23 protein-coding genes are annotated in these 22,624 nt (G+C 29.9%); 6 read left to right on the top strand and 17 right to left on the bottom strand.

The genetic code is table 11. From position 1 onward, the window contains the following. Positions 1 to 5: 5 nt before the first annotated feature. The 4 genes from H0I29_RS17625 to htpG form a co-directional block, all read right to left on the bottom strand. The gene (locus H0I29_RS17625) at positions 6 to 515 is read right to left on the bottom strand and encodes a DUF3124 domain-containing protein (RefSeq protein ID WP_218753747.1); all 510 of its coding nucleotides are present in this window, start codon (positions 513 to 515) and stop codon (positions 6 to 8) included. A 169-nt stretch (positions 516 to 684) separates the two neighbouring features. Beyond that, the gene (locus tag H0I29_RS17620) at positions 685 to 1,098 is read right to left on the bottom strand and encodes a hypothetical protein (RefSeq protein WP_218753745.1); all 414 of its coding nucleotides are present in this window, start codon (positions 1,096 to 1,098) and stop codon (positions 685 to 687) included. Positions 1,099 to 1,265: 167 nt separating this feature from the next. After that, complete coding sequence (locus tag H0I29_RS17615) at positions 1,266 to 1,568, bottom strand: hypothetical protein (protein ID WP_218753743.1); 303 nt, start codon at positions 1,566 to 1,568, stop codon at positions 1,266 to 1,268. A 227-nt stretch (positions 1,569 to 1,795) separates the two neighbouring features. Beyond that, positions 1,796 to 3,700: a molecular chaperone HtpG gene (htpG, locus tag H0I29_RS17610; protein ID WP_218753741.1), complete on the bottom strand. Its 1,905-nt coding sequence runs from the start codon at positions 3,698 to 3,700 to the stop codon at positions 1,796 to 1,798. Between the two features lie 180 nt (positions 3,701 to 3,880). Between htpG and H0I29_RS17605 the strand changes: the two genes are divergently transcribed. Continuing rightward, positions 3,881 to 4,888 (top strand): 3-oxoacyl-ACP synthase III family protein, encoded by a 1,008-nt coding sequence (locus H0I29_RS17605; RefSeq protein WP_218753739.1) that lies wholly within the window; start codon positions 3,881 to 3,883, stop codon positions 4,886 to 4,888. A gap of 128 nt (positions 4,889 to 5,016) precedes the next feature. On the opposite strand, the gene H0I29_RS17600 is transcribed toward H0I29_RS17605, so the two are convergent. Both H0I29_RS17600 and H0I29_RS17595 read right to left on the bottom strand, forming a co-directional pair. Next, positions 5,017 to 6,111, bottom strand: a complete 1,095-nt coding sequence (locus tag H0I29_RS17600; protein ID WP_218753737.1) for an alkene reductase — start codon at positions 6,109 to 6,111, stop codon at positions 5,017 to 5,019. An 88-nt stretch (positions 6,112 to 6,199) separates the two neighbouring features. Beyond that, positions 6,200 to 6,775, bottom strand: a complete 576-nt coding sequence (locus H0I29_RS17595) for a Crp/Fnr family transcriptional regulator (protein WP_218730819.1) — start codon at positions 6,773 to 6,775, stop codon at positions 6,200 to 6,202. A 279-nt stretch (positions 6,776 to 7,054) separates the two neighbouring features. On the opposite strand from H0I29_RS17595, the gene H0I29_RS17590 reads away from it, so the two are divergent. Further along, the gene (locus H0I29_RS17590; RefSeq protein ID WP_218753735.1) at positions 7,055 to 7,417 is read left to right on the top strand and encodes a CoA-binding protein; all 363 of its coding nucleotides are present in this window, start codon (positions 7,055 to 7,057) and stop codon (positions 7,415 to 7,417) included. A 91-nt stretch (positions 7,418 to 7,508) separates the two neighbouring features. Here H0I29_RS17590 and H0I29_RS17585 read toward each other — a convergent pair whose 3' ends face one another. From H0I29_RS17585 to pyrR, 5 genes are read right to left on the bottom strand one after another with little or no spacing between them, the layout of a single operon-like run. Next, positions 7,509 to 8,423, bottom strand: coding sequence for a ribonuclease Z (locus H0I29_RS17585; protein ID WP_218753733.1), 915 nt, complete (start codon positions 8,421 to 8,423; stop codon positions 7,509 to 7,511). Further along, a complete protein-coding gene (locus tag H0I29_RS17580) occupies positions 8,420 to 8,740 on the bottom strand; it encodes a T9SS type A sorting domain-containing protein (protein ID WP_218730816.1) in 321 nt (106 codons plus the stop codon). The genes H0I29_RS17585 and H0I29_RS17580 overlap by 4 nt, the downstream gene beginning before the upstream one ends. Positions 8,741 to 8,751: 11 nt before the next feature. Next, the gene (locus tag H0I29_RS17575) at positions 8,752 to 9,084 is read right to left on the bottom strand and encodes a hypothetical protein (protein WP_218753731.1); all 333 of its coding nucleotides are present in this window, start codon (positions 9,082 to 9,084) and stop codon (positions 8,752 to 8,754) included. A 41-nt stretch (positions 9,085 to 9,125) separates the two neighbouring features. After that, positions 9,126 to 10,055 (bottom strand): aspartate carbamoyltransferase catalytic subunit, encoded by a 930-nt coding sequence (locus H0I29_RS17570; protein WP_218730814.1) that lies wholly within the window; start codon positions 10,053 to 10,055, stop codon positions 9,126 to 9,128. A gap of 2 nt (positions 10,056 to 10,057) precedes the next feature. Beyond that, complete coding sequence (gene pyrR, locus H0I29_RS17565; protein ID WP_218730813.1) at positions 10,058 to 10,597, bottom strand: bifunctional pyr operon transcriptional regulator/uracil phosphoribosyltransferase PyrR; 540 nt, start codon at positions 10,595 to 10,597, stop codon at positions 10,058 to 10,060. Positions 10,598 to 10,815: 218 nt separating this feature from the next. Between pyrR and H0I29_RS17560 the strand changes: the two genes are divergently transcribed. After that, positions 10,816 to 12,162, top strand: a complete 1,347-nt coding sequence (locus tag H0I29_RS17560) for a lipopolysaccharide assembly protein LapB (protein ID WP_254712660.1) — start codon at positions 10,816 to 10,818, stop codon at positions 12,160 to 12,162. 60 nt (positions 12,163 to 12,222) lie between these two features. Here H0I29_RS17560 and H0I29_RS17555 read toward each other — a convergent pair whose 3' ends face one another. The 5 genes from H0I29_RS17555 to H0I29_RS17535 all read right to left on the bottom strand — a co-directional run bounded on the left by H0I29_RS17555 (position 12,223) and on the right by H0I29_RS17535 (position 17,229). Continuing rightward, entirely contained in the window at positions 12,223 to 13,377 is a 1,155-nt protein-coding gene (locus H0I29_RS17555) for an iron-containing alcohol dehydrogenase (protein ID WP_218730811.1), read from the bottom strand. 197 nt (positions 13,378 to 13,574) lie between these two features. Beyond that, positions 13,575 to 14,606: a M28 family metallopeptidase gene (locus tag H0I29_RS17550; RefSeq protein WP_218753727.1), complete on the bottom strand. Its 1,032-nt coding sequence runs from the start codon at positions 14,604 to 14,606 to the stop codon at positions 13,575 to 13,577. Between the two features lie 50 nt (positions 14,607 to 14,656). Then, positions 14,657 to 15,457, bottom strand: a complete 801-nt coding sequence (locus tag H0I29_RS17545) for an ABC transporter ATP-binding protein (RefSeq protein ID WP_218753725.1) — start codon at positions 15,455 to 15,457, stop codon at positions 14,657 to 14,659. A gap of 49 nt (positions 15,458 to 15,506) precedes the next feature. Next, positions 15,507 to 16,535, bottom strand: coding sequence for an iron ABC transporter permease (locus tag H0I29_RS17540; RefSeq protein WP_218753723.1), 1,029 nt, complete (start codon positions 16,533 to 16,535; stop codon positions 15,507 to 15,509). 112 nt (positions 16,536 to 16,647) lie between these two features. Beyond that, entirely contained in the window at positions 16,648 to 17,229 is a 582-nt protein-coding gene (locus H0I29_RS17535; RefSeq protein ID WP_218730807.1) for a non-canonical purine NTP diphosphatase, read from the bottom strand. A 954-nt stretch (positions 17,230 to 18,183) separates the two neighbouring features. Here H0I29_RS17535 and H0I29_RS18400 point away from each other — a divergent pair. Next, positions 18,184 to 18,903 carry an AraC family transcriptional regulator gene (locus H0I29_RS18400; protein WP_254712659.1) on the top strand — a complete coding sequence of 240 codons (720 nt, stop codon included), beginning with the start codon at positions 18,184 to 18,186 and terminating at the stop codon, positions 18,901 to 18,903. Between the two features lie 11 nt (positions 18,904 to 18,914). Here H0I29_RS18400 and rlmH read toward each other — a convergent pair whose 3' ends face one another. Beyond that, positions 18,915 to 19,388: a 23S rRNA (pseudouridine(1915)-N(3))-methyltransferase RlmH gene (rlmH, locus tag H0I29_RS17525; protein WP_218753719.1), complete on the bottom strand. Its 474-nt coding sequence runs from the start codon at positions 19,386 to 19,388 to the stop codon at positions 18,915 to 18,917. 166 nt (positions 19,389 to 19,554) lie between these two features. Here rlmH and nadC point away from each other — a divergent pair, with 166 nt between their 5' ends. After that, positions 19,555 to 20,412 carry a carboxylating nicotinate-nucleotide diphosphorylase gene (nadC, locus tag H0I29_RS17520; protein WP_218753717.1) on the top strand — a complete coding sequence of 286 codons (858 nt, stop codon included), beginning with the start codon at positions 19,555 to 19,557 and terminating at the stop codon, positions 20,410 to 20,412. A gap of 101 nt (positions 20,413 to 20,513) precedes the next feature. Beyond that, the gene (locus tag H0I29_RS17515; RefSeq protein WP_218753715.1) at positions 20,514 to 22,619 is read left to right on the top strand and encodes a M3 family metallopeptidase; all 2,106 of its coding nucleotides are present in this window, start codon (positions 20,514 to 20,516) and stop codon (positions 22,617 to 22,619) included. Positions 22,620 to 22,624: the final 5 nt, after the last annotated feature.

Below are 22,624 nucleotides of genomic sequence, written 5' to 3'. Positions count from 1 at the left end.
TATTTTTATTTAATTCTTCTAGACTGTGTTGTAAAAGACAATCCTTGTTGACCTTTGGTAGAATTCATGATTCCTTCAAATAAAGGTTCTGGGCAATCTTTTGGTATTTTCCATTCGAAAATAAAATTAGAACCCGTTTCTCCATTTTTTTCAACTTCATCAATGATAATTTCTGTAGTTTCTAAAGGAGCTAAAAAGATTGTTTTATCAAAATAAGAACGTACAGATTTACCTTTTGTATCGTAATACTCTGCTTTTAATAAATAGATAGTGTCTGTGTCACTTATATTCCGTAAACTAACCATAGCAGTTAAACTATGGGTTTTATGTTCTGATACACTGTAAATTTGTGAATATACAGACAAGTAAGATTTACCGTACTCTAAAGAATCTTTTGTGTTTATTGCTAAGTGTCTTTTAGACCAATTTTTAAAATCTACAGAGCTTACTTCTTTTTTGTCTGTACAATTAAAAAGCAGTAAGCTAAGTACTATTAGTAATGTGTAGTTTTTCATTTTATTATTTTGGAAAATTGAAGTAGTTCGTTTAACGTTGTTGTGTAAGATTTGTTGCGTTGTTTAAGCAGTGAATTTACTAAATAAAGCACGAACGGCGAAATTCTGGAGGAATTTCCCAAGTGAGCTAAAACCAGCAATAAAGTTTATACGGTGTTTGCAGTAGTATTTATTTATAGTTTATTTTTCCTCCTTTAAATGTAAATCCAATTAAATTCAATCCAAAATTTTCTAAGACATAATTTTGTAGTTGATTTCGGCTTTGTGTTTTTATAACTATTGGTCTTGTTTCTCTATGGTTTTCAGTTATTGGAAAGTATAAAAAAGCAACATTTCCATATTCAAAAAATAGGCATACTGCAGGTTTCTGTACTTGATCAGAGATTAAATTTGATACTATAAAAGCTCCATCTTCATTTGTTTCATTTCCAATTTGTGTCCATTCGTTTGCAGATATTGTTATGGTTTTTAAACTTCCTGCAAATGAAATTGAATCTTCATATATAAAAGAAGAATATTTCTCTGTAAAAAGGCATCCAATTACAAAGTCTCCAATGGTAGGGATTTTAGTGTTTTCTAACATTTGTTGAAAAGCCCTACTAGTTTTTTCCTTTAAATCACTAATGTCAGACTCTACAAAAAAACTTTGAAATTCCGAGAATGCATTTTGGTTTCCAATCCAGAATGAATTTCCTTCTTCACATTTTTTCTGGTCTATTTTGAATAATCTTGGATTAAAATCTTTATCAACTAGAGCAAGGATAAATTCAGAATCATCATTTTTCTAATTAATTCTTCTTGAAGGTATTCAGGTATTTTATTAGGTTGTTTCTTAAAAAGACTTTGAATTATCTCCTCACAAATAGCGACAGTTCCTGCAAATGCGATAGACATTCTTCTCTGTAAAATATGAACTTTCAAACTACCTTCTTCAGGTGCTAGTCTTAATTTTTGTTCTCCAAAAACTGTTGAATCGTCACTTTCGATAGATACTTTTGTGTCTGAAAAAAAGAAACATTCCTTGTTCTGTATTTTTGCAATGATTATGGACAATTCGTTCTGTTTTTTATTACTGCCAATTATTATGATAAAGAGAGTTTCAATTCATTTTATCAGAAGTTAAACGAATTTACCCTTTTTTCCTGACAAAATCAAACAAAAAAACCTCTCTGAATATACAGAGAGGTTTTGGTCTTATAAGTCATTGCGAGGTACTAAGCAATCTGTAAAATTAAAGAAACAGATTACTTCATTCGTTCCTCATTCGTAATGACGTTTTATTACTTGATTAACGCGTAAGAACGTTTTATAAAGTTTGTTAACTCTTCACCATGTAAAAGGTTTTGAGATAATTTAGCTAAATCAAAAGCTTGAGAAATTAAACCTTTCTGTTCAGCTTCATCTTTATTATTTAAAATATCTGCAACTAATGGGCTGTTTGTATTTACAACTAAGTTATACATGTCTGGGAAATTACCCATTCCCATCATTCCACCACCACCAGAAGCTTGCATTTCTTTCATTCTACGCATAAATTCTGGAACTGTAATCATAAACGGAGAAGAAGCAGAATCCATCGCTTCTAATTGAACCGTATATGTTTTAGAATTTACGGCACCTTCAATAATTGGTTTTAAAGTTGCAATTTCATCCTCAGATAATTTAGAAATTACGTTATCGTCTTTCTTTATTAAATTATCTACGTGATCTGCATCTACTCTAGAGAATTTTACTTTAGCATCACCACCTTCTAATTTCTGCATTAAATGAGAAATAATAGGAGAATCTAATAACAATACTTCATATCCTTTTGCTGTTGCATCTTGAATATAACTGTGTTGTGCTTCTTTGTTTGATGTATATAAAAGAACGTGATTTCCTTCTTTATCAGTCTGAGAATCTTTTGTTTTTTCAATTAATTCATCAAACGTAAAATACGTATCTGCAACTGTTGGGTACAATGCAAATTTCTTCGCTTTGTCAAAGAATTTATCTTCAGACAACATTCCGTACTCAATAATTACTTTAATATCATTCCATTTTGTTTCAAAATCTGCTCTGTCTTTTTTGAATATAGAAGATAATTTATCGGCTACTTTTTTAGTAATGTAACCAGAAATTTTCTTTACCGCTCCGTCTGCTTGTAAACCAGAACGAGAAACGTTTAATGGAATGTCTGGAGAATCGATAACACCTTTTAGCATTTGTAAGAAATCAGGAACAATTCCTTCTACATTATCCGTTACAAAAACTTGGTTTTGGTATAATTGAATTTTGTCCTTTTGCATATCCATTGACGTAGATAACTTAGGGAAAAATAAAATACCTGTTAAGTTAAAAGGATAATCAACATTTAAATGAATGTGGAATAATGACTCTTCAAATTGCATTGGATACAATTCTCTGTAGAAGTTTTCATAATCTTCATCACTTAAATCTGCAGGCGCTTTTGTCCAAGCAGGTTCTGTGTTGTTGATGATATTATCAACTGTAATTTTTTTATGAGGCTCTGTAGTTTCTTTCCCATCAGCATCTGTAGTAGTTGCAGGTGTAAACTCAGGATCGTTAATTTCTTCTGTTCCAAATTTAATTGGCACTTGGTTAAAACGATTGTATTTGTTTAATAAACCACCAATTTTACTTTCTTCTAAGAAGTCTAAAGAATCTTCTGCAACATGTAAAATAATTTCAGTTCCTCTGTCTGCTTTATCGCTTTCTACTAGTGTAAATTCTGGAGAACCATCACATGTCCAATGAGCAGCAGGCTCATCTTTAAAAGATTTTGTAATTAATTCTACTTTTTCTGCAACCATAAAAGCAGAGTAAAAACCTAGTCCGAAATGACCAATAATACCAGCTTCGTTGTCTTTATATTTGTCTAAAAATTCTTCAGCTCCAGAAAATGCAATTTGGTTGATGTATTTTTCAACTTCATCTGCAGTCATTCCTAAACCTTGATCTTTAATAGTAATTGTCTTAGCCTCTTTATCTATGCTGATTTCAATTTTAGCATCACCTAATTCAGTTTTAGCTTCACCAATAGCAATTAAATGCTTTAGTTTAGAAGTTGCATCTGTTCCGTTAGAAATTAATTCACGTAAAAAGATTTCGTGATCTGAGTACAAGAATTTTTTAATTAGTGGAAAAATATTTTCTACTGATACATTAATATTTCCTTTTGCCATTTTATGTTTATTTTATTAATTTATTATTCTGATAAAGGTTATTCAAAAAAAATACCAAAGAGAATTTTATGACAAGATGACATAAATATTATTTTAATGGCAACTCTTTCGTTTATTTTTATAAATTAGTACTTTTACGTATTAAGAGTTTGCAAAAAATCAAAAAAACAATATATAATTATGTATAATTCAAAAATAACGGGACTTGGGTATTATGTTCCAGAGAATGTTGTTACCAATAACGACTTAAAAGAGTTTATGGAAACTTCAGATGAATGGATTCAAGAACGAACAGGAATTAAAGAAAGACGTTGGATAGACCCTAAAACAGAAGACACAACGGCAGTTATGGGGGCAAAAGCATCTAGAATAGCAATTGAAAGAGCTGGGTTAACAAAAGATGATATCGATTTTATTGTATTTGCAACTTTAAGTCCGGATATGTATTTTCCTGGAGGTGGTGTGCAAGTGCAAGAAATGTTAGATATGGGAACAATTCCTGCATTAGATGTACGTAACCAATGTTCTGGTTTTATTTATTCGATGTCTGTTGCAGATCAATTTATTAAAACAGGAATGTATAAAAATGTTTTGGTAATTGGTGCTGAAAATCATTCTGGAGGATTAGACAAATCTACAAGAGGAAGAAATATTTCGGTTATTTTTGGTGATGGAGCAGGAGCTGCTGTACTCTCTAGAAGTGAAGAAGCAGGAAAAGGAATTTTATCGTCTCATTTACATTCGGAAGGAAAACATGCAAAAGAATTGGTTTTAGAAGGTCCGTCTACCGGAAAATGGGTTCCAGGAATTATTGAAAGAAATGATCCGGATGATGTTTCATACTTTCCTTACATGAATGGTCAGTTTGTTTTTAAACACGCCATAACACGTTTTTCTGAAGCAATTGTAGAAGGTTTAGCAGCAAATAAGTTAGAGAAAGAAGATATTGATATGTTAATTCCACATCAGGCAAATTTACGTATCGCACAGTTTATACAAAAGAAGTTTAAATTGTCTGATGACAGGGTTTTTAATAATATTCAAAAATACGGAAACACAACTGCTGCTTCTGTAATTATTGCGTTAACCGAAGCTTGGGAAGAAGGTAAAATAAAAGACAACGATTTAGTTGTTTTAGCTGCTTTTGGAAGTGGATTTACTTGGGGAAGTGTAATTATTAGGTGGTAATAATTTAGTCGCAAATAACAATCCAAATTTTAAGTAACAACAAATGCCAATATAAACTTATATTGGCATTTGTTGTTTATTATAGTTTCTAAAACAGTATTAAAAACTATTTTTTTTAAAAAAACTACTTATTTATTTGCTTTAGGGTAATCTGTATAACCTTTAGGTCCTTGAGTATAAAAAGTATCTTGATTCCACTCAGCTAATTCTAAGTTGTTTTCAAAACGTTCTACTAAATCTGGGTTAGAAATAAAAGGTTTACCATAAGCCACTAAATCAGCATCTCCATCTTCAAGCACTTTATTTCCTTTTTCTTTATCAAACGAAGTGTTAATCATTAGCGTTCCATTATATAACGGACGGAAATGTTTTGCAATTTCAGTAACAGCAAAAGGAACATCAGAAACATCTGTAAAAGGTTCTGAAAGATGAACGTATGCTAAATTATAATCATTTAGTTTTTTAATAATATACTCAAAAGTTGGTATGGTTTCTTCGTCTAAATTGATGCCAAACAAACCGTTTAGAGAAGGATTGAAACGTACCCCTATTTTTTCTTGAGGAATTACTTCTTTCATTGCATCTAAAACTTCAAAAAAGAAACGGGTTTTGTTTGTTATATTTCCACCATAATCATCTGTTCTTGTATTTGAACAGTTTGTGAAAAATTGATGAAATAAATAACCATTAGAAGAGTGAATTTCTACGCCATCAAAACCTGCTTTTACTGCATTTGCAGCTGCATTTTTAAAATCGTTAACCGTAGTTTTAATATCTTCAACTGTCATTTCTTTTGGTGTAACCGTATCTTTAAAACCTTCTGGCGTAAAAGATTGTGCGTTTGGGTTTATGGCCGATGCTGAAAGAGGTAATTCACCATTATGAAAATCTGGATGAGATATTCTACCAACATGCCATAATTGAATAAAGATTTTTCCTCCTTTGTCATGTACACGTTTGGTTACTTTTTTCCAACCTTCTACCTGTTCATCAGAATATATTCCTGCAGTATGAATATAACCAACTGCATCTTTAGATACCTGCGATCCTTCTGTAATAATTAAACCTGCAGAAGCACGTTGCTCGTAATATAAACCATGTAATTCGTTCGTAGCTACATTGCCTTCGTTATTTGCTCTACTACGTGTCATGGGAGCCATTACGACCCTGTTTTTTAGATTAATATTTTTATTATATGGAGTTAATAATTGTTGCTTGCTCATTTTATGTTGACTTTTTTTATTGTTAAATCTACACAAAATTAAAGGAATAGAAAGCTAATATTATTGACTTAGATCAATTAAGAAAGATTTAACTTTTTAGTTGTCGCCTTACACGGCTTAAGTTTTCTGGAGAAACACCTAAATAATTTGCAATATCGTAATTAGGTACTCTATCTTCTATATTTGGGTAAGAGGAGCAAAATTCTAGATAACGTTCTTGGGTGTTTTTTTCTAATGTAGATAAAATTCTTTTTCGCTGCGCGATGAATGCCTTTGTGGTTAAAATTCTAAAGTAACGTTCAAAAATAGGTGCCTCATCATAAATTTTTTGAAGATTGTCATAGCTTATAGATAGTAATTTAGAGTCTTCTATAGCTTCTATATGTAATATGGAAGGTGTTTGATTATAAAATGCATCAAAATCTCCTACCCACCAATTTTCTATAGCAAATTGTATGATATGCCTATTCCCTTTATCATCCATATAATAAGCTTTTAAACAGCCTTTTATTACAAAGTATTCGTGCTTTACAATGGTGCCTGGTAATAGTAAAAACTGACCTTTTGGTATAGATGTTTCCGTTAAAATGGCATTAAACAATTGCAAATCAATAGTTGTTGGAGTAATATGATTATTGATATGATTTGTTATAGTTTGATACATGTTACAAAGATGCTAAAAATGATTACTTAATTAAAGTGAAACTTTGTCTTTTATTATGATATGAAAGTATTTTTTAACGGGAAATTAGAACCTTATTTTAAGCAATGAAATCTATTGTTATTTTATGTTTCTTGTTAATTAAGATTTTATTTACTGTTTTTGTATTTTTAGAAAAATGAAGTTAAATAGGTATAATGGATTTCTAATATTACTAGCTTTTATTAATCGATTGGTTTATATTTGTTATGATATTAAATTTGTTTAACGTAAATTAACAGAATGAAAAATGTAACATTAGTTCTTGGCGCATCAACAAATCCTAACAAATATTCTAATATTGCTATAAAAAGACTTGTAGATAAAGAAATACCAGTTGCTGCTTTAGGCATAAGAAAAGGAACCGTTTTAGGTGTTGTCATTGAAACCGAAAAAAAAGAGTTTGATAATATTGATACGGTTACTTTGTATCTAAATCCAAAAAATCAAGAGGAATACTATAACTATATAATTGGATTAAAACCTAGAAGGGTAATTTTTAATCCTGGTTCTGAAAATAGAGAATTTGTAAAGCTTTTAGAAGAGAATTCTATAGCGGTAGAAGTTGCTTGTACATTAGTAATGTTGAGCATGGGGCAATATTAAAAAGTAAATTGAATTGGTAAAGTTAAACTTCCCTTTTCAAAATATTTTATTTTCTAATAAATTTAGAAAACCAATTCAATTTACTTATTAATTATACTTTAAATACTTTTCCTGGTTCTGCTAGGTTAGTGTTTTTAAATATTTCTTGTGCTTCGGCTTTAAAAACGTTAATATCATTATATCTACCAGAATAATGCCCAATTATTAACTGTTTAGCATTGGCTTGTTTGGCAATTTCAGCAGCTTGCTTCGTTGTTGCGTGTTTTGTCTTTTTTGCCAAATCTTCTCTATCTGCTAAAAAGGTAGCTTCATGGTACAATAAGTCTACATCTTTTATAATAGGTATAATGTCTGGTTTATAACAAGTATCGCTACAAAAAGCAAAACTTAAAGGTTTGTCTGCCGGAATTGTTAATTCTAAATTAGAAACAATTTCTCCAGAAGGTAAAACAACATCTTTACCTGCTTTAATATTTAAATAATCAGCTTTATCAATATCTGGATATCCGCTAATATTTAACATGTTTAATTTTCTTGGTTTTTGCTTTTCTGTAAACAAATAACCATTTGTATAAACTCTATGATTTAAAGGAATTGTAGTTACAGAAACTTTATCATCTTCAAAAATAAGTTCACTTTCTTTTGAAGTTAATTCATGAAAAATCATTTTATATTTAGCGTGAGATTGAGAAACTCTCAATTGTAATAAAGTAACTTCTTTAATACCTTTTGGTCCATAAATATGGAGTTCTTTTTCTCTGTTTAAAATACCGAAAGTAGCTAATAAGCCAACCAAACCATAAAAATGATCACCATGTAAATGCGTAATAAAAATATGATTTATTTTAGAGAAACCTACTTTATATTTTCTCATTTGACGCTGCGTACCTTCTCCACAATCAATCAAAAAATGACTGTTGTTAATTTCTAAATATTGAGAAGTAGGAAAAGCGTTTTTTCTAGGAGTTGCAGAATGGCATCCTAAAATAGTTAGTGCTATACTCATCTAATAACAAATCGTTTAGAGATGGTTTTTTTATTGTCCTGAATACTATAAATGTACATACCTGTAGCTAAATTATCTTTATAAAAAGGAATGTTATTTTTACCAGATTTAATCTGAATACTTTTTCTATATACCGTTTTTCCTAAAACATTTTTAACAGTAAAATAAACAGTCTTGTTAGCATCTGATGAAAAACTAATTTTGGTAGAATTTGTAAATGGATTAGGCGCAGCAGATAAACGATCTATAGATGTTTCTTGAGAAATACCTATTGTAGTGTAACATAAAAATAAAATAAAAAGTAGTTTTTTTACCATTTGCTTCTTGTTTAAAATCCTAGTTCCCTTTCCATAGCTTCCATTTCTATTACATCTATTGCTTCTTGTAAGGTAGGTGTAATGTTGAAGTGGTCTGGAAAATCGTCTATATTAATACTAGAATTTACTAATACAAATGATGTGCCATTTTCCTTTTTTTGAGCTGCTATTCTCAAAAATAGTGAAAAATCTTTTATTGAAGCGTTAATGTTATCTGAAATTTGTATAATAATATGCTCTTTAGATCTTTTTTCTTCTTCAATTAAGAAAGAATTATAGAATTCAGAGAATGACTTTTCATCACTTGTAATAAGTGTATATGTATCTTTTTTGTCTATTTTCATGTTTACAGATTTAGTACACGAATTGTATACCGCGTTTATATTTATCTTTTAACCTGTTGTGCTAATAAATAAATAACGGCCATTCTTACGGCAACTCCGTTTTCTACTTGGTTTAGAATAATAGATTGATTAGAGTCAGCAACCTCACTTGTTATTTCTACACCACGATTTATAGGTCCTGGATGCATGATTACAATTTTCTTGTCTAAATTATCTAGAATCTCCTGATTTATACCAAAAAGTTGCGTGTATTCTCTGGTAGAAGGAAAGTACTTAAGATCCATTCTTTCATTTTGAACACGTAAAACATTGGCAACATCACACCATTCTAAAGCTTTTTTAAGATTGGTTTCTACTTCTACACCCAAACTAGAAATGTATTTAGGAATAAGGGTTGTAGGACCACAAACCTTTACTTTAGCACCTTGTAATTGCAGCGCAAAAATGTTAGATAATGCAACTCTAGAGTGTAAGATATCACCTACAATAACAATTTTTTTGCCCTTTACACTACCCAATTTTTCTCTAATAGAATAAGAATCTAAAAGAGCCTGTGTTGGATGTTCATGTGTCCCATCTCCAGCATTAATAATTTTAGCATCTACATGTTTAGATAGAAAAACTCCAGCACCAACACTTGCATGTCGCATAACAACAATGTCAACTTTCATTGCCAATATATTGTTTACAGTATCAATTAAAGTTTCTCCTTTTTTTACAGAAGATTGTCCTGCAGAAAAGTTAATTACATCTGCAGAAAGCCTTTTTTCTGCCAATTCGAAACTTAGTTTTGTACGCGTACTGTTTTCAAAAAACAAGTTAGCAATAGTAATATCTCTAAGAGAAGGAACTTTTTTAATAGGTCTGTTAATTACCTCTTTAAAATGATCTGCAGTTCTAAAAATAAGATCAATATCAGTTTCTTTTAGATACTTAATTCCTAATAAATGTTCTACACTTAATTCTGACATAATTATTTTGATTCTATGTAAACTGCGTCTTTTTTATGTGTTTCTTTCCAGGTAACTAATACCTTTTCATGGTTAATAGCATCTACTTGACGGCCTCTATAATTTGGCTGAATTGGTAAATGTCTACTAAAACGTCTGTCTATTAATACTAATAGCTCAATATTTTCTGGTCTGCCGTAGGCTTGCATTGCAGTTAATGCAGCTCTAATACTTCTACCAGAAAACAAAACATCGTCAATAATTACTACATTTTTACCTTCAATTATAAAGTCCATTTTAGTTGCTGTAGCTGCTAAAGGTGCATCTCTTCTTCTAAAATCGTCTCTGTAAAAGGTAATATCTAATAATCCTAATTTTAAGTTTTTAACGTTGTAGGTGTTTTTTAATAAATCGGCTAATCTATTAGCCAAAAAACTACCTCTAGGTTGTAAACCAATTAATACGGTATTAGAAAAATCGTTATGATTTTCGATTAACTGACAAGCCAATCGATGTAAAATTATTTCAATATCCTTTGAGTTAAGTAAGTTTTTTTTGCTCATAAGAAAAGCTATCAATTTAGCTTGATAGTTATTGAAAATCAAAATTACTGTAAATAAATGTATGTGCAAAATTTATAGCAACTAAAAACGAAATCACTTTAATGTTAACTAAATTGTTAAAAAAAAAATAACCTAAATTAAATGGGAACTAGGAGTTATAGTACCTTTAATATACTAATTCAAAACTAATAGTTATGTCCCTCTTAAAGTTTGAATCCATGCTTAAAACCAACGCAGTTTATTTTTTTGATCTGGTTGAGTTTGAAGAAATAATTGTACATTATTTAGATGCTGGTAAACATGCTTTGGCTAAAAAAGCAGTAAAATTAGGGTTGCAACAACACCCTGCTTCTGTAGATTTAAAATTACTACAAGTAGAAATTTATGTTTTTGAAGATGAGTTAGATAAAGCATCCATATTATTAAAAATAATTGAGCGTTTAGAGCCTAATAATGATGAAGTTTTTATACAAAAAGCAACCATCAGTTCTAAACAAGGAAACCATAAAGAGTCTATAGAATTATTAAAAAAAGCGTTGACTTTTACAGATGATAAAGTAGATGTTTGGTCTCTTTTAGGCATGGAATATTTGTATTTAGACGACTTTAATAATGCACGTTCTACGTTTATAAAGTGTGTAGAAGTAGATTTTGAAGATTATTCTGCCTTATATAATGTTGTCTATTGTTTTGATATGGAGGCTAAACATGAAGAAGCAATTACCTATTTAAACAGTTATGTAGAAATAAATCCATATTGTGAAGTTGCTTGGCATCAATTAGGAAGGCAGTATTTTATTTTAGAAATGTTTGAAAAGGCATTGATGTCTTTTGAATATGCTGTTTTAATTGATGAATCTTTTATTGGGGGTTATTTAGAAAAAGCAAAAACCTTAGAGCAACTAGGGCGTTATAAAGAAGCTATAGATAATTATTTAATTACCTTAGAATTAGATGATGCGACTGCTTTTGTGTGTCTTAGGGTAGGTGAGTGTTATGAAAAATTATTAAATTTAGATGAAGCTATTTCATTTTATAAAAAAGCGGTACATGAAGATCCTTTATTAGATAAAGGTTGGGTGTCACTTGCTAATTTATCATTCTTAGATGAAGACTATCAGAAAGCAGCTTATTATATTTCTAAGGCGTTAAAAATTGAAGAGGACAATTTCTTGTATTGGAGACGATATGCTGAAATTAATTTAAGACTTAATTTCTATGAAGAAGCTGTAGTTGGTTATGTAAAATGTTTAAGTTTAAATGATACTGACTTAGAGGTTTTTATTGGTCTAACGGATGTATTATCTTTTTTAGGTGAATTTAACGATGCAATAAGTACTTTAATTAAAGCACAAAAATTTTACAAAGATGCTGCTGAAATAGAATATAGATTAGCAGGCTTATTTTTTATTCTGAATAAAGAAAAATACGGATTTGACCACTTAATTACTGCTTTAAAAATAGATTACGATTATAATATTATTTTAAAAGAATTGTACCCAATTGTCTATGATGATAAAAAAGTACAAAAGCTTTTAGTTGATTATAAAAAAGCGACGGAATAAGTTCTAAAATTAAAAACCTCACAATATTGTGAGGTTTTTAAATATTATTTTAAAAAAAAATTACATTGCTGATTTATAAATTGCAATAGTATCTTCTAGTGTAACTTCTCTAGGGTTTCCTCCTGTACAAACATCTGCTAAAGCATTTTTAGCCATTTCTGCAAAATCTTCTTCTTTAACACCTAATTCTTTTAATCCAGAAGGAATTCCAACAGATTTAGATAAGGCTTTTATAGCAGAAATAGCAGCATTAGCACCTTGTGTATCGCTCATTTCTAATACACCAACTCCCATAGCTCTTGCTACTCTTTTTAATTTATGTGCACAAGCAGGTAGGTTAAAAGCTTCTACATGTGGTAATAGAATTGCATTAGCAACACCATGAGGTAAATTATACATACCACCTAGTTGATGTGCCATAGAATGCACATAACCTAAACCAGCATTTGAAAAAGCTTGACCAGCAATAAACTGACCCCAAGCCATCTTGCTTCTTGCTTCGATATTTTTACCATCTACAACAGCTATTTCTAAACTTTGTGAAATTAATTTAATAGCCTCTAATGCCAAAGCATCAGACCAACCAAAAGCTCCTTTAGTAACATACGTTTCAATAGCATGTGTTAAGGCATCCATACCTGTTGCTGCGGTTAGACCTGCAGGCATACCAATCATTAATTCTGGATCGTTTACAGCAATTGAAACTAAACAATTTTTATCGACCATCACCATTTTAATATGACGTTCCGCATCGGTAATCACATAATTAATAGTAACCTCACTCGCAGTACCAGCAGTTGTATTAATTGCTACAATTGGTAATGCTGCTTTTTTTGATATATTAATACCATCGTAATCTTTAATATCTCCACCATTTGTTGCTAAAATACCAATAGCTTTACCACAATCTTGTGGAGAACCGCCTCCTAGCGTCAAGATAAAATCACATGAATTGTCTTTTAACAATTCTAAACCTGCGTTTACATTTTGGCAAGTAGGGTTTGGCTGAACCTTATCAAAAAGGACTACTTCAACCTCTGAAGCTTCCATTACATCAATAATTTTTTGAGCAACACCAATTTTCACTAAAACCTCGTCAGTTACAAAAAGTGCTTTTTTGTAAGGTAAGCTTTTTAATTCTTCTCCTAAATCGTTTAACGCTCCTGGGCCAATTAAACTTAATGGTGGTAAGTAAATTCTTCTGTTTTGTAACATTTTTAGTTTGTTTAGTTGTAGTTAATAAAAATCGGTGTTTTTACACTGTTTTTCTGTTCGCAAAATTAGCGGTTATATAAGTTTTTAGATATGACTATTATCATGATTCATTTTGTTATCAATAAAAATTAATTATGCATACAAAAAAACCTCACAATATTGTGAGGTTTTCTTAATTTTTTATTGACTAAAATGTATTACTTGCCAGCTTTATCAACAACTAATCTTGCTTCTCTATTGGCAACTTCCCATGCTGTATGAAACACTAAACGCGTTCTTTTTTCTAATAAGTCATATTCAATTTTATCAGGAGTATCAGAAGGCTTGTGGTAGTCTTCATGAGTTCCGTTAAAATAAAATATTACAGGTACATTGTGTTTTGCAAAGTTATAATGATCTGATCTGTAATAAAAACGATTAGGATCATTTTCGTCATTATATTTATAATCTAAATTAATATTGGTATATTTTGTATTTGCTTTTTCAGAAATTTCGTGAAGCTCTGTACTTAATTTATCTGCACCAATTAAATACACATAATTAGAATCTAAAGTATGTGCTTTATCAACTCTACCAATCATATCTATATTTAAATCACAAACGGTATTTGTTAAAGGAAAAACAGGGTTTTCTGTATAGTACTTAGAACCTAATAAGCCTTTTTCTTCTCCGGTAACATGTAAAAATAACACAGATCTTTTAGGCCCTTTTCCAGCTTTAGCTGCTTTTTGAAAAGCTTCTGCAATTTCTAAAATAGCCATAGAACCAGAACCATCATCATCTGCTCCATTATAAATTACACCATTCTTTATTCCTTCATGATCTAAATGTGCAGAAATAACAACAATTTCATCTGGTTTTTCTGTGCCTTTTATAAAAGCTAAAACATTTTCAGAATCTTTTAAGTTTCCTCTTCTAGAGTTTTTATTTAAAAATTCTGCAGAAACTTCCTGAAAATAATCATCACCACCTAAAGGTGAAGCAATACCTTGGCTTACGTAAAAATCTTTTAAATATTTAATTGCTTTTTTTTGTCCAGGTTCACCTGTATTTCTTCCTTCAAACTCATCTGAAGCAAAAATATATAAATGTGTTTTTAAGTTTTCAGCCGTAATTGATTCTGCATATTTTGCAGCATAATCGATATTTAAATCTTCTTGCGTGGTGGTTTTACTAGAGCTACATGCTATTAAAAAGAATAGCCCAATAGTGTAAAAGGTGTTTTTCATGAGTTGGTTGAATAAAAATTATAAAGTTGATTGTAAATTAAACATCAAACTTAACTTTTGTTAATCACAAATTGTTGTAACGTTTTGTTAAAATTAACAAGTTCTTTAGGAAAAAGGGTGTCAAAAGCATTTGTTGCTATCAATTCTGTTGGCGTACCAAAATGAACAGTGTTTTCTGTTAAAAGCATTACTTGATCGGCTAATTGAATAGACAGGTTTATTTCGTGAGAAGAAATAATAACGGTTTTATGAGTGTCTGCAACTAACTTTTTTAACAATGAAAATATTTTAATAGTATGATGCATATCTAAATGGGCTGTTGGCTCATCTAAAATAATAATATCGGTATCTTGTGCAAGTGCACGTGCAATTAAAACTCTTTGTAATTGACCGTCACTTAATTCATAAAAACGATTATTTTTAAGATGTTCTATTTCTGTTTGTTGTAATGCAGTTTCTACTTTTTCGATGTCTTTACTAGAAAGTTTATCAATCCAATTGGTGTAAGGTTGTCTACCAAGGGCAATTAATTCGTAAACCGTTAATTGGCTTTCTGGTAAACGCTCTGTTAATACTAAACTTAACAGTGTAGAAAGTGTGGTTTCTGTAAGGTTTTTTAAGTTTTTCTGATGAATAAATATAGCACCAGAAATAGGTTTCTGAACCTTAGAAAGTGTTCTTAAAAGAGTCGATTTTCCAATTCCGTTTTTGCCTAAAACCGTTATTAATTTTCCTTTTTCAATTTCTAAATTGATGTTTGAAGCAATAATTTTAGGGGTCTTTTTTTGCTGATAACCTATAGATAGATTTTCAGTTTTTAAAACGATATGTTTATTTTCTTGTTTATTCATAAATGAGCTACCTCCTTCCCAAAAGGAAGGTTAGGATTAATTTATCCTTTTAAACAAATAATCTCTTTTTTCTAATTAGCAACCAAATAACAATGGGTGCACCAAATAAAGATGTAATTGCATTTATAGGCAATGTAAATTCACTTGTAGGCATTTGTGCTATGGCGTCGCAAATTAACAAAACAATGGCACCAATAATAGCTACTGCGGGCAATAATATTTTATGATTAGAGCTCGAGAATAACATTCTTGCAATGTGCGGAACTGCCAATCCTACAAATGCAATTGGTCCAGAAAATGCTGTAATTACACCCGTTAAAACACTGGTAATTAGTAAAATAATATTTCGGCTTTTTTTGACATTAACGCCTAAGCTTTTTGCGTAATTTTCACCTAATAAAAAACTGTTTAAAGGTTTTATAACGGTAATAGTTCCTAAAATTCCGATGCAATAAATAATAGTAAAAACGGTAATTTCATTCCAAGTTAAATTACCCAAACTTCCAAAACTCCAAAAGAGGTATTGCTGTATTTGGGCTGCTTCACTAAAGTAAGCTAAAACACTAATAACTGCAGATGTTAGTGAGCCAAACATTAATCCAATTATTAAAATAGACATAGTGTTTCTAACTTTGTTTGCAGCAATAATTACAGCAGATAAAACTAAAAAAGCACCAAGACTTGCAGCTATAGGTAATGACCAATTAGATACAGAACTTGCTAGAAAAAAGCCACCAAAAACAGAAGAACCTAAAATTAAAATAGCAACTCCTAAACTTGCTCCAGAAGAGATACCCAATACAAAAGGACCCGCCAAAGGATTCCTAAATAAGGTTTGCATGAGTAAACCGCAAATAGACAAGCCAGAACCTACTAAAATAGCTGTTATGGCTTTTGGTACTCTAAAATTAACAATAATGGTTTCCCAACTTTCTTTGGTTACATTACCGCCAAAAAGGCTGTTGAAAATATCTTTAAACGGAATAGAAACAGATCCAAAACTGATATTCAAAAAGAACAAAACTACCAGTGAAATTGATAAAAAAAGGAAGTGTTTTGTGTATGATTTGTTTTCCATTGATGCTTGTTGGTTGTGCACAGTCTAAACTTACTTAAATTTCTCTAAAGCTGTGCTTTTATCTTCAAGTTAAAATATTTTTAACTTGAAGATAATGTTCTAGAGTTTGATTCTAATAATTATATTTTGATAAAAATTTCACTAATTTCTGAATTGCAATTCCTCTATGAGAAATGGTGTTCTTTTCTTCTGAAGTCATTTCTGCAAAAGATTTTTCATAACCTTTTGGTTTAAATATGGGGTCATATCCAAAACCTTTTTCTCCGTGTTTCTTTTCTAAAATGTCTCCTTTGCAAATTCCTTCAAAAAGAAAATTTTCATCATTTAAGTTTAAAGCAACAGCGGTTCTAAATTGTGCTTTTCTATTTTCAGTAGGTTTTAAATCTACCAATAATTTTTGCATATTGTTTTCAGAATTAGAAGGCTCACCTGCAAAACGTGCAGAATATACACCTGGTTTTCCGTTTAAACTTTCTACTTCTAAACCGGTATCGTCAGCAAAACAATTATAACCGAATTTTTTGGTAATATAATCTGCCTTTAATTTAGCGTTTCCTTCTAAAGTGGTTTCTGTTTCTTCTATTTCATCAAAACAGTTAATGTCTTTTAAACTCAATAATTGTATTGAATCTGGTAACATTTCTTGAACTTCAGCAAGTTTGTTTAAATTGTTGGTAGCGAAAACTAATTTCATCTGTTTCATTTTAGCAAATGTAAGAAATTAAACAGTGAAATTTTAAAGAGTTAAGCGATAGAAATTGATTAATATAAAAATTTAAATTAAGGAATTATTGTAACAGGAAGAGCTCTTGTGAAAAGTGTAAAATAAAGTGTTATAGGTTACGATTTTTTTTTGGTAAGTATAAAAAACTTGTCAACATGTGTTTACATAAAAATCAAAAGAAACTATTTTATTATTCCCCCAAATTCATAAAAATTACTTTTTAATTTTCTATAAACACATATATTGTCGTTGACAAGTTTATTTACTCTTCTTCTTTTTCTTCTTTGCATATGCCAACTCAAACTTAGAATAAATAAATAATGTAAACTTCATTTAAAAATTTAAGGACTAGTCATTTTAATGAAATCAGTAAGAATTTTAATGAATCAGTAATAAAATTAAAAGAATATTAGTTAATTTTTTGTAGGTTTGATAAATAAAAATACCTCAAATAGTTTGATCGCAGCCTTTTTATTTTTATTTACAGGCATTATTGGGCTTGTTACACTTACCTTAATGATTAGGTCATATAGATCTAATCCATTTTGTAATTTTTTTTTAGTTTTAATTATAAGTGTAATTTCATTTCGTTATTTTTTTCATGGTAGTTATGTTTTAGGTTTACAATCGATTTTAAAACCAGATAGCGGTTTATATTCCTTACTTTTTTTAATTCTTGCTCCTTCTTTATATTTATATTATAAGCATTTAGTAGATCAGAAAAAAGCATACAACCCTAAAGATTTTAAACATCTTTTTTTTATAATATTTCTATATCTAATCAATTCAGTCGAAGTTTTACAAAATAGCTTTATATTTTATTTTGGTACAATGACTAATTTTTATTTGATATCAATTTTTGTGCTGTTTTATATCGTTTTAATATTTAGATTGTTAAAGAATAAAGTTTGGTTCAGAAAAAACATGCTTTTAAATAAAGATCATTTTAATTTGGTTAAAAATTGGACCATTTATTTTTTTGTAATTAACATACTTTGTAGTTTAATGGTTTTTATTTCCTTGTATTTAGAGTTTAAATCAGGTATTAAGGTTTCGGGGAAAACAATGGCTGTTTTTTCAATGCTTTTTTGGTTATCCGTTTTCTTTAAAATTTTAATCTCTCCAGAAATTTTATACGGACTTCCTATTCTTAATAAAACTTTATTAAAATTTAATGAGGTATCACCTGAAGAGGAAGAGCAATTAGCTTCAGTAAGTGACATTGTAGGTAATAATTGGGTAATAGAAGTCTCTATAAAAGAAGATAGTCAAGATTATAGATTACAAGAAAATATAAGAACCAATATTGTAAGTTATATTCAAGAAGTTGATAAATTAAGTGCAGAACAATTTATTTTTAGAGGTCAAAAAGTTTCACAGAGTGATATTGCAGAAACTTTAGGGGTACCTACAAGTCATATTGTTTATTTGTTTAAATATCATTCTAAAATTTCTTTTACAGAATATAGAAAAAATAGTAGAATACAAGATGCTCTTAAACTTATTGAAGGTGGTTTTTTAAACACAGAAACCTTTGAGTCTTTAGCCTATAAAACGGGATTTGCATCATATAATCCTTTTTTTATTGCCTTTAAAAGTATTACATCACATTCACCTCAAGATTACAGTAGAAGTAAGAAATAGAAAAATATTTTTTATTCATGATGGTAAGGCTCATTTTTAAGAATTGTAAAACCTCTGTACAATTGTTCAACAATAAATAATCGAATCATTTGGTGTGAGAATGTCATTTTAGATAAAGATATTTTTCCGACAGACTTTTTATAAACCGCATCAGAAAAACCATAAGGTCCACCAATTACTAAAACTAATTGTTTTATACCAGCATTCATTTTTTTCTGTAAATATTTAGAAAACTCAATAGAGGTAAAGTGTTTGCCTTTATCATCTAACAAAACTAAATTATCTGTGTTCTGCAGTTTAGATAAAATCAATTCACCTTCTTTTTCTTTTTGCTGAATTTCGCTTAAATTCTTTACGTTTTTAATGTCGGGAATAATCTCTAATTCAAACTTTATATAGTGCTTTAATCTATTTTGATATTCATCAATTAACTGAATCAAATTTTTATTGTCAGTTTTACCAATGGCTAGTAATTTAATTTTCATAACTCTTGTCAGGTCGAGCGCAGTCGAGACCTTATAAAAACCTCTCGACTGCGCTCGAGGAGACAATTATTGTCGGTACAAATTTATAAGTTTTAAAACATAAATTGGACAGAACAGACCAAAAGTTGAAAATCATTGGTTATTTTTACATCAGAATTCAATAATTATGATATCAAAAGAACAATTTCAGAACGAGTTAGATTTAATTATAAAAAATGCTATTAGAGAAGATATTGGAGATGGAGACCATACTTCACTTTCTTGTATTCCTGCCGATGCAGAAGGAAAGGCAAAATTGTTGGTAAAAGAAGACGGAATTATAGCCGGAGTAGAATTTGCAAAACAAGTTTTTTCTTACGTTGATAAAGATTTAGAAATAGAAACATTTATAAATGATGGTGATGATGTAAAATATGGAGATATTGTTTTTCATGTTTCCGGGAAGTCTCAATCGATTTTAATGGCAGAACGTTTGGTTTTAAATGCTATGCAAAGAATGTCTGCAATAGCAACAAAAACAGCTTTTTTTGCAAATTTATTAAAAGGAACAAAAACTAAAGTATTAGATACTAGAAAAACAACACCAGGAATTAGAGCTATTGAAAAATGGGCTGTAAAAATTGGAGGAGGAGAAAACCATCGTTTTGCATTGTATGATATGGTAATGATTAAAGACAATCACATCGATTTCGCTGGCGGAATTACAGCTGCAATTACCAAAACAAAGAAATATTTAGCAGAAAAGAATATCGATATTAAAATTATTGTGGAAGCGAGAAGTTTAGAAGAAATTAAAGAAATTTTATCTAACGACGGTGTTTACAGAATTTTAATAGATAACTTTAATTATGAAGATACTAAAAAAGCAGTTGCACTAATTGGTGATACTTGCTTAACAGAATCTTCAGGCGGAATTAACGAGGAAACGATTAGAAAATACGCAGAATGTGGTGTAGATTTTATATCTTCTGGTGCATTAACACATTCGGTTTATAATTTAGATTTAAGTTTAAAAGCTTTTTAAGAATGTTAAAAAGTTTGAAAAAAATACAAAGTTGCAGTATACAAAGTCTGACTTTGTAACTCTGTTACTGCTTTTAACTTTGTAACTAAAATAAAAAAAAAATGAAAAAATATATAACAATAGCTGCATCTTTAATATTGGTGATTTCTTGCAACACTAAAGAAGCTAAAAAAGAAAACACAATGGATATTTCTAAAAATCCTTTATTAGTGAAAAGTACGTTAGAATATGGTACACCAGATTTTACTAAAATTAAAGCAAAACATTTTTTACCGGCTATTTTAGAAGGTATGAAATTGCAAAATGAGGCAATTGAAAAAATTACTCAGAATACTGAGGCTCCAAATTTTGAAAATACCATTTTAGCTTTAGAAGAAAGTAGTAAAAAGTTAGATGATGTAACTGCTGTTTTTTATGGATTGGCAGGCGCGCATACCAATGATACTATTAAAGAAAATCAAAAAGAATTAGCGCCAAAGTTTTCTAAACACAACGATGATATTTTACTAAATACACAATTGTTTGCAAAAGTAAAATCGGTTTATGAAAATCTTTCTGAAGCTAATTTAGATGCTGAATCTAAACATTTGGTTGGAGAATATTTTAAGAATTTTTCTAAAGCAGGCGCAAATTTATCCGAAGAAAAAAAAGAGAAATTAAAAGAAATCAATTCAGAAATAGCGAGTTTGTCTAACGATTTTGGAAAAAAATTATTAGATGCAAGTAAAAAAGGCGGAATTACAGTTACTAATAAAGAAGGTTTAAAAGGTTTTTCTGATGAAAAAATAAAGTCTTTAGAAAAAAAAGATGGTGCCTATGAAATTCAGTTAGTAAATACAACGCAACAAGCTTCTTTACAAACGTTAGAAAATAGAGAAGTTAGAAAACAATTATTCGAAAAATCGATTCATAGAGCAGATGCTGGTGAGTATGATACAAGTGATCTTGTTTTAAAAATGACGAAGTTAAGAGCAGAAAAAGCTCAGATATTAGGTTTTGATAACTATGCTAGTTGGAGTTTACAAGGAACCATGGCGGCAACTTCAGACAAGGTTTTTAACATGTTCAAAAACTTAATTCCTGGTTCTTTAGACAAAGCAACATCTGAAATAAAAGAGATTCAAGCAGAAATTAATAAAGAAGGAGAAGACTTTAAATTAGCTGCTTACGATTGGAATCATTATGCAGAAAAAGTACGTAAATCTAAATATAACTTAAATGAAGATGATGTAAAACCTTATTTTGAAATGACAAACGTTTTAGAAAAAGGAGTTTTTTATGCGGCAACAAAATTATACGGAATTACATTTAAAAAACGTACAGATATTCCTACTTATCACCCAGATGTTGTGGTGTATGAGTTGTTTGAAGAGGACGGTTCTAAATTAGGATTATTCTTTGGAGATTATTTTGCAAGAGATAGCAAACGTGGTGGTGCGTGGATGAGTAATTTTGTAAAACAATCTAAATTACGCAATCAAAAACCTGTAATTTATAATGTTTGTAATTCGTTAAAACCAGCAGAAGGAGAACCGGCATTAATCAGTTTTGATGAAGTAGAAACCATGTTTCATGAGTTTGGTCATGCATTACACGGTTTCTTCGGAAATCAAAAATATGCATCTATTTCCGGTACAAGTACCGCAAGAGATTTTGTAGAATTTCCTTCTCAGTTTAATGAAAATTGGTCAACACATCCAGAAATTTTAAATAATTACGCGATACATTATAAAACAGGAGAAGTGATTCCTGCTGAATTGTTGCAAAAAATTAAAGATGCGGGTACTTTTAACCAAGGATATTCTATGATAGAGAATTTATGTTCTTCTAGTTTAGACATGAAATGGCATACAATTTCACCAAAAGAGGCCATTGAAGATGTAGCTAATTTTGAAGCAGAAGCCTTAAAAAGTATGAAATTAAATTTGGAAGAAATCCCTCCAAGATACCGTTCTACTTATTTTGCACACATTTTTAGTGGTGGTTACGCTGCTGGTTACTATTCTTATTTATGGACAGAAATGTTGAGTCATGATGCGTATGATTGGTTTAAAGACAATGGCTTGTTAACTCGTGAAAACGGACAAAAATTCCGTGAGCAAGTTTTATCTAAAGGAAACACAATGGATTATGCAGAAATGTATAAAACATTTGCAGGGAGAGATCCTAAAGCAGCACCAATGTTAGAAGCAAGAGGTTTAAAATAATTAAT

Origin of the sequence: Polaribacter sp. R2A056_3_33, assembly GCF_019278485.1 — a bacterium.
Classification (GTDB): domain Bacteria; phylum Bacteroidota; class Bacteroidia; order Flavobacteriales; family Flavobacteriaceae; genus Polaribacter.
The sequence above is the reverse complement of the archived record's forward strand: the minus strand, read 5'-3'. Positions and strand labels throughout refer to the sequence as shown.

Excerpts from the sequence above, each read along its gene's own strand:
- H0I29_RS17625 (WP_218753747.1), bottom strand. The coding sequence starts at position 515 with ATGAAAAACTACACATTACTAATAGTACTTAGCTTACTGCTTTTTAAT.
- H0I29_RS17620 (WP_218753745.1), bottom strand. The coding sequence starts at position 1,098 with ATGTTAGAAAACACTAAAATCCCTACCATTGGAGACTTTGTAATTGGA.
- htpG (WP_218753741.1), bottom strand. The coding sequence starts at position 3,700 with ATGGCAAAAGGAAATATTAATGTATCAGTAGAAAATATTTTTCCACTA.
- H0I29_RS17605 (WP_218753739.1), top strand. The coding sequence starts at position 3,881 with ATGTATAATTCAAAAATAACGGGACTTGGGTATTATGTTCCAGAGAAT.
- H0I29_RS17600 (WP_218753737.1), bottom strand. The coding sequence starts at position 6,111 with ATGAGCAAGCAACAATTATTAACTCCATATAATAAAAATATTAATCTA.
- H0I29_RS17595 (WP_218730819.1), bottom strand. The coding sequence starts at position 6,775 with ATGTATCAAACTATAACAAATCATATCAATAATCATATTACTCCAACA.
- H0I29_RS17590 (WP_218753735.1), top strand. The coding sequence starts at position 7,055 with ATGAAAAATGTAACATTAGTTCTTGGCGCATCAACAAATCCTAACAAA.
- H0I29_RS17585 (WP_218753733.1), bottom strand. The coding sequence starts at position 8,423 with ATGAGTATAGCACTAACTATTTTAGGATGCCATTCTGCAACTCCTAGA.
- H0I29_RS17580 (WP_218730816.1), bottom strand. The coding sequence starts at position 8,740 with ATGGTAAAAAAACTACTTTTTATTTTATTTTTATGTTACACTACAATA.
- H0I29_RS17575 (WP_218753731.1), bottom strand. The coding sequence starts at position 9,084 with ATGAAAATAGACAAAAAAGATACATATACACTTATTACAAGTGATGAA.
- H0I29_RS17570 (WP_218730814.1), bottom strand. The coding sequence starts at position 10,055 with ATGTCAGAATTAAGTGTAGAACATTTATTAGGAATTAAGTATCTAAAA.
- pyrR (WP_218730813.1), bottom strand. The coding sequence starts at position 10,597 with ATGAGCAAAAAAAACTTACTTAACTCAAAGGATATTGAAATAATTTTA.
- H0I29_RS17560 (WP_254712660.1), top strand. The coding sequence starts at position 10,816 with ATGCTTAAAACCAACGCAGTTTATTTTTTTGATCTGGTTGAGTTTGAA.
- H0I29_RS17555 (WP_218730811.1), bottom strand. The coding sequence starts at position 13,377 with ATGTTACAAAACAGAAGAATTTACTTACCACCATTAAGTTTAATTGGC.
- H0I29_RS17550 (WP_218753727.1), bottom strand. The coding sequence starts at position 14,606 with ATGAAAAACACCTTTTACACTATTGGGCTATTCTTTTTAATAGCATGT.
- H0I29_RS17545 (WP_218753725.1), bottom strand. The coding sequence starts at position 15,457 with ATGAATAAACAAGAAAATAAACATATCGTTTTAAAAACTGAAAATCTA.
- H0I29_RS17540 (WP_218753723.1), bottom strand. The coding sequence starts at position 16,535 with ATGGAAAACAAATCATACACAAAACACTTCCTTTTTTTATCAATTTCA.
- H0I29_RS17535 (WP_218730807.1), bottom strand. The coding sequence starts at position 17,229 with ATGAAATTAGTTTTCGCTACCAACAATTTAAACAAACTTGCTGAAGTT.
- H0I29_RS18400 (WP_254712659.1), top strand. The coding sequence starts at position 18,184 with ATGCTTTTAAATAAAGATCATTTTAATTTGGTTAAAAATTGGACCATT.
- rlmH (WP_218753719.1), bottom strand. The coding sequence starts at position 19,388 with ATGAAAATTAAATTACTAGCCATTGGTAAAACTGACAATAAAAATTTG.
- nadC (WP_218753717.1), top strand. The coding sequence starts at position 19,555 with ATGATATCAAAAGAACAATTTCAGAACGAGTTAGATTTAATTATAAAA.
- H0I29_RS17515 (WP_218753715.1), top strand. The coding sequence starts at position 20,514 with ATGAAAAAATATATAACAATAGCTGCATCTTTAATATTGGTGATTTCT.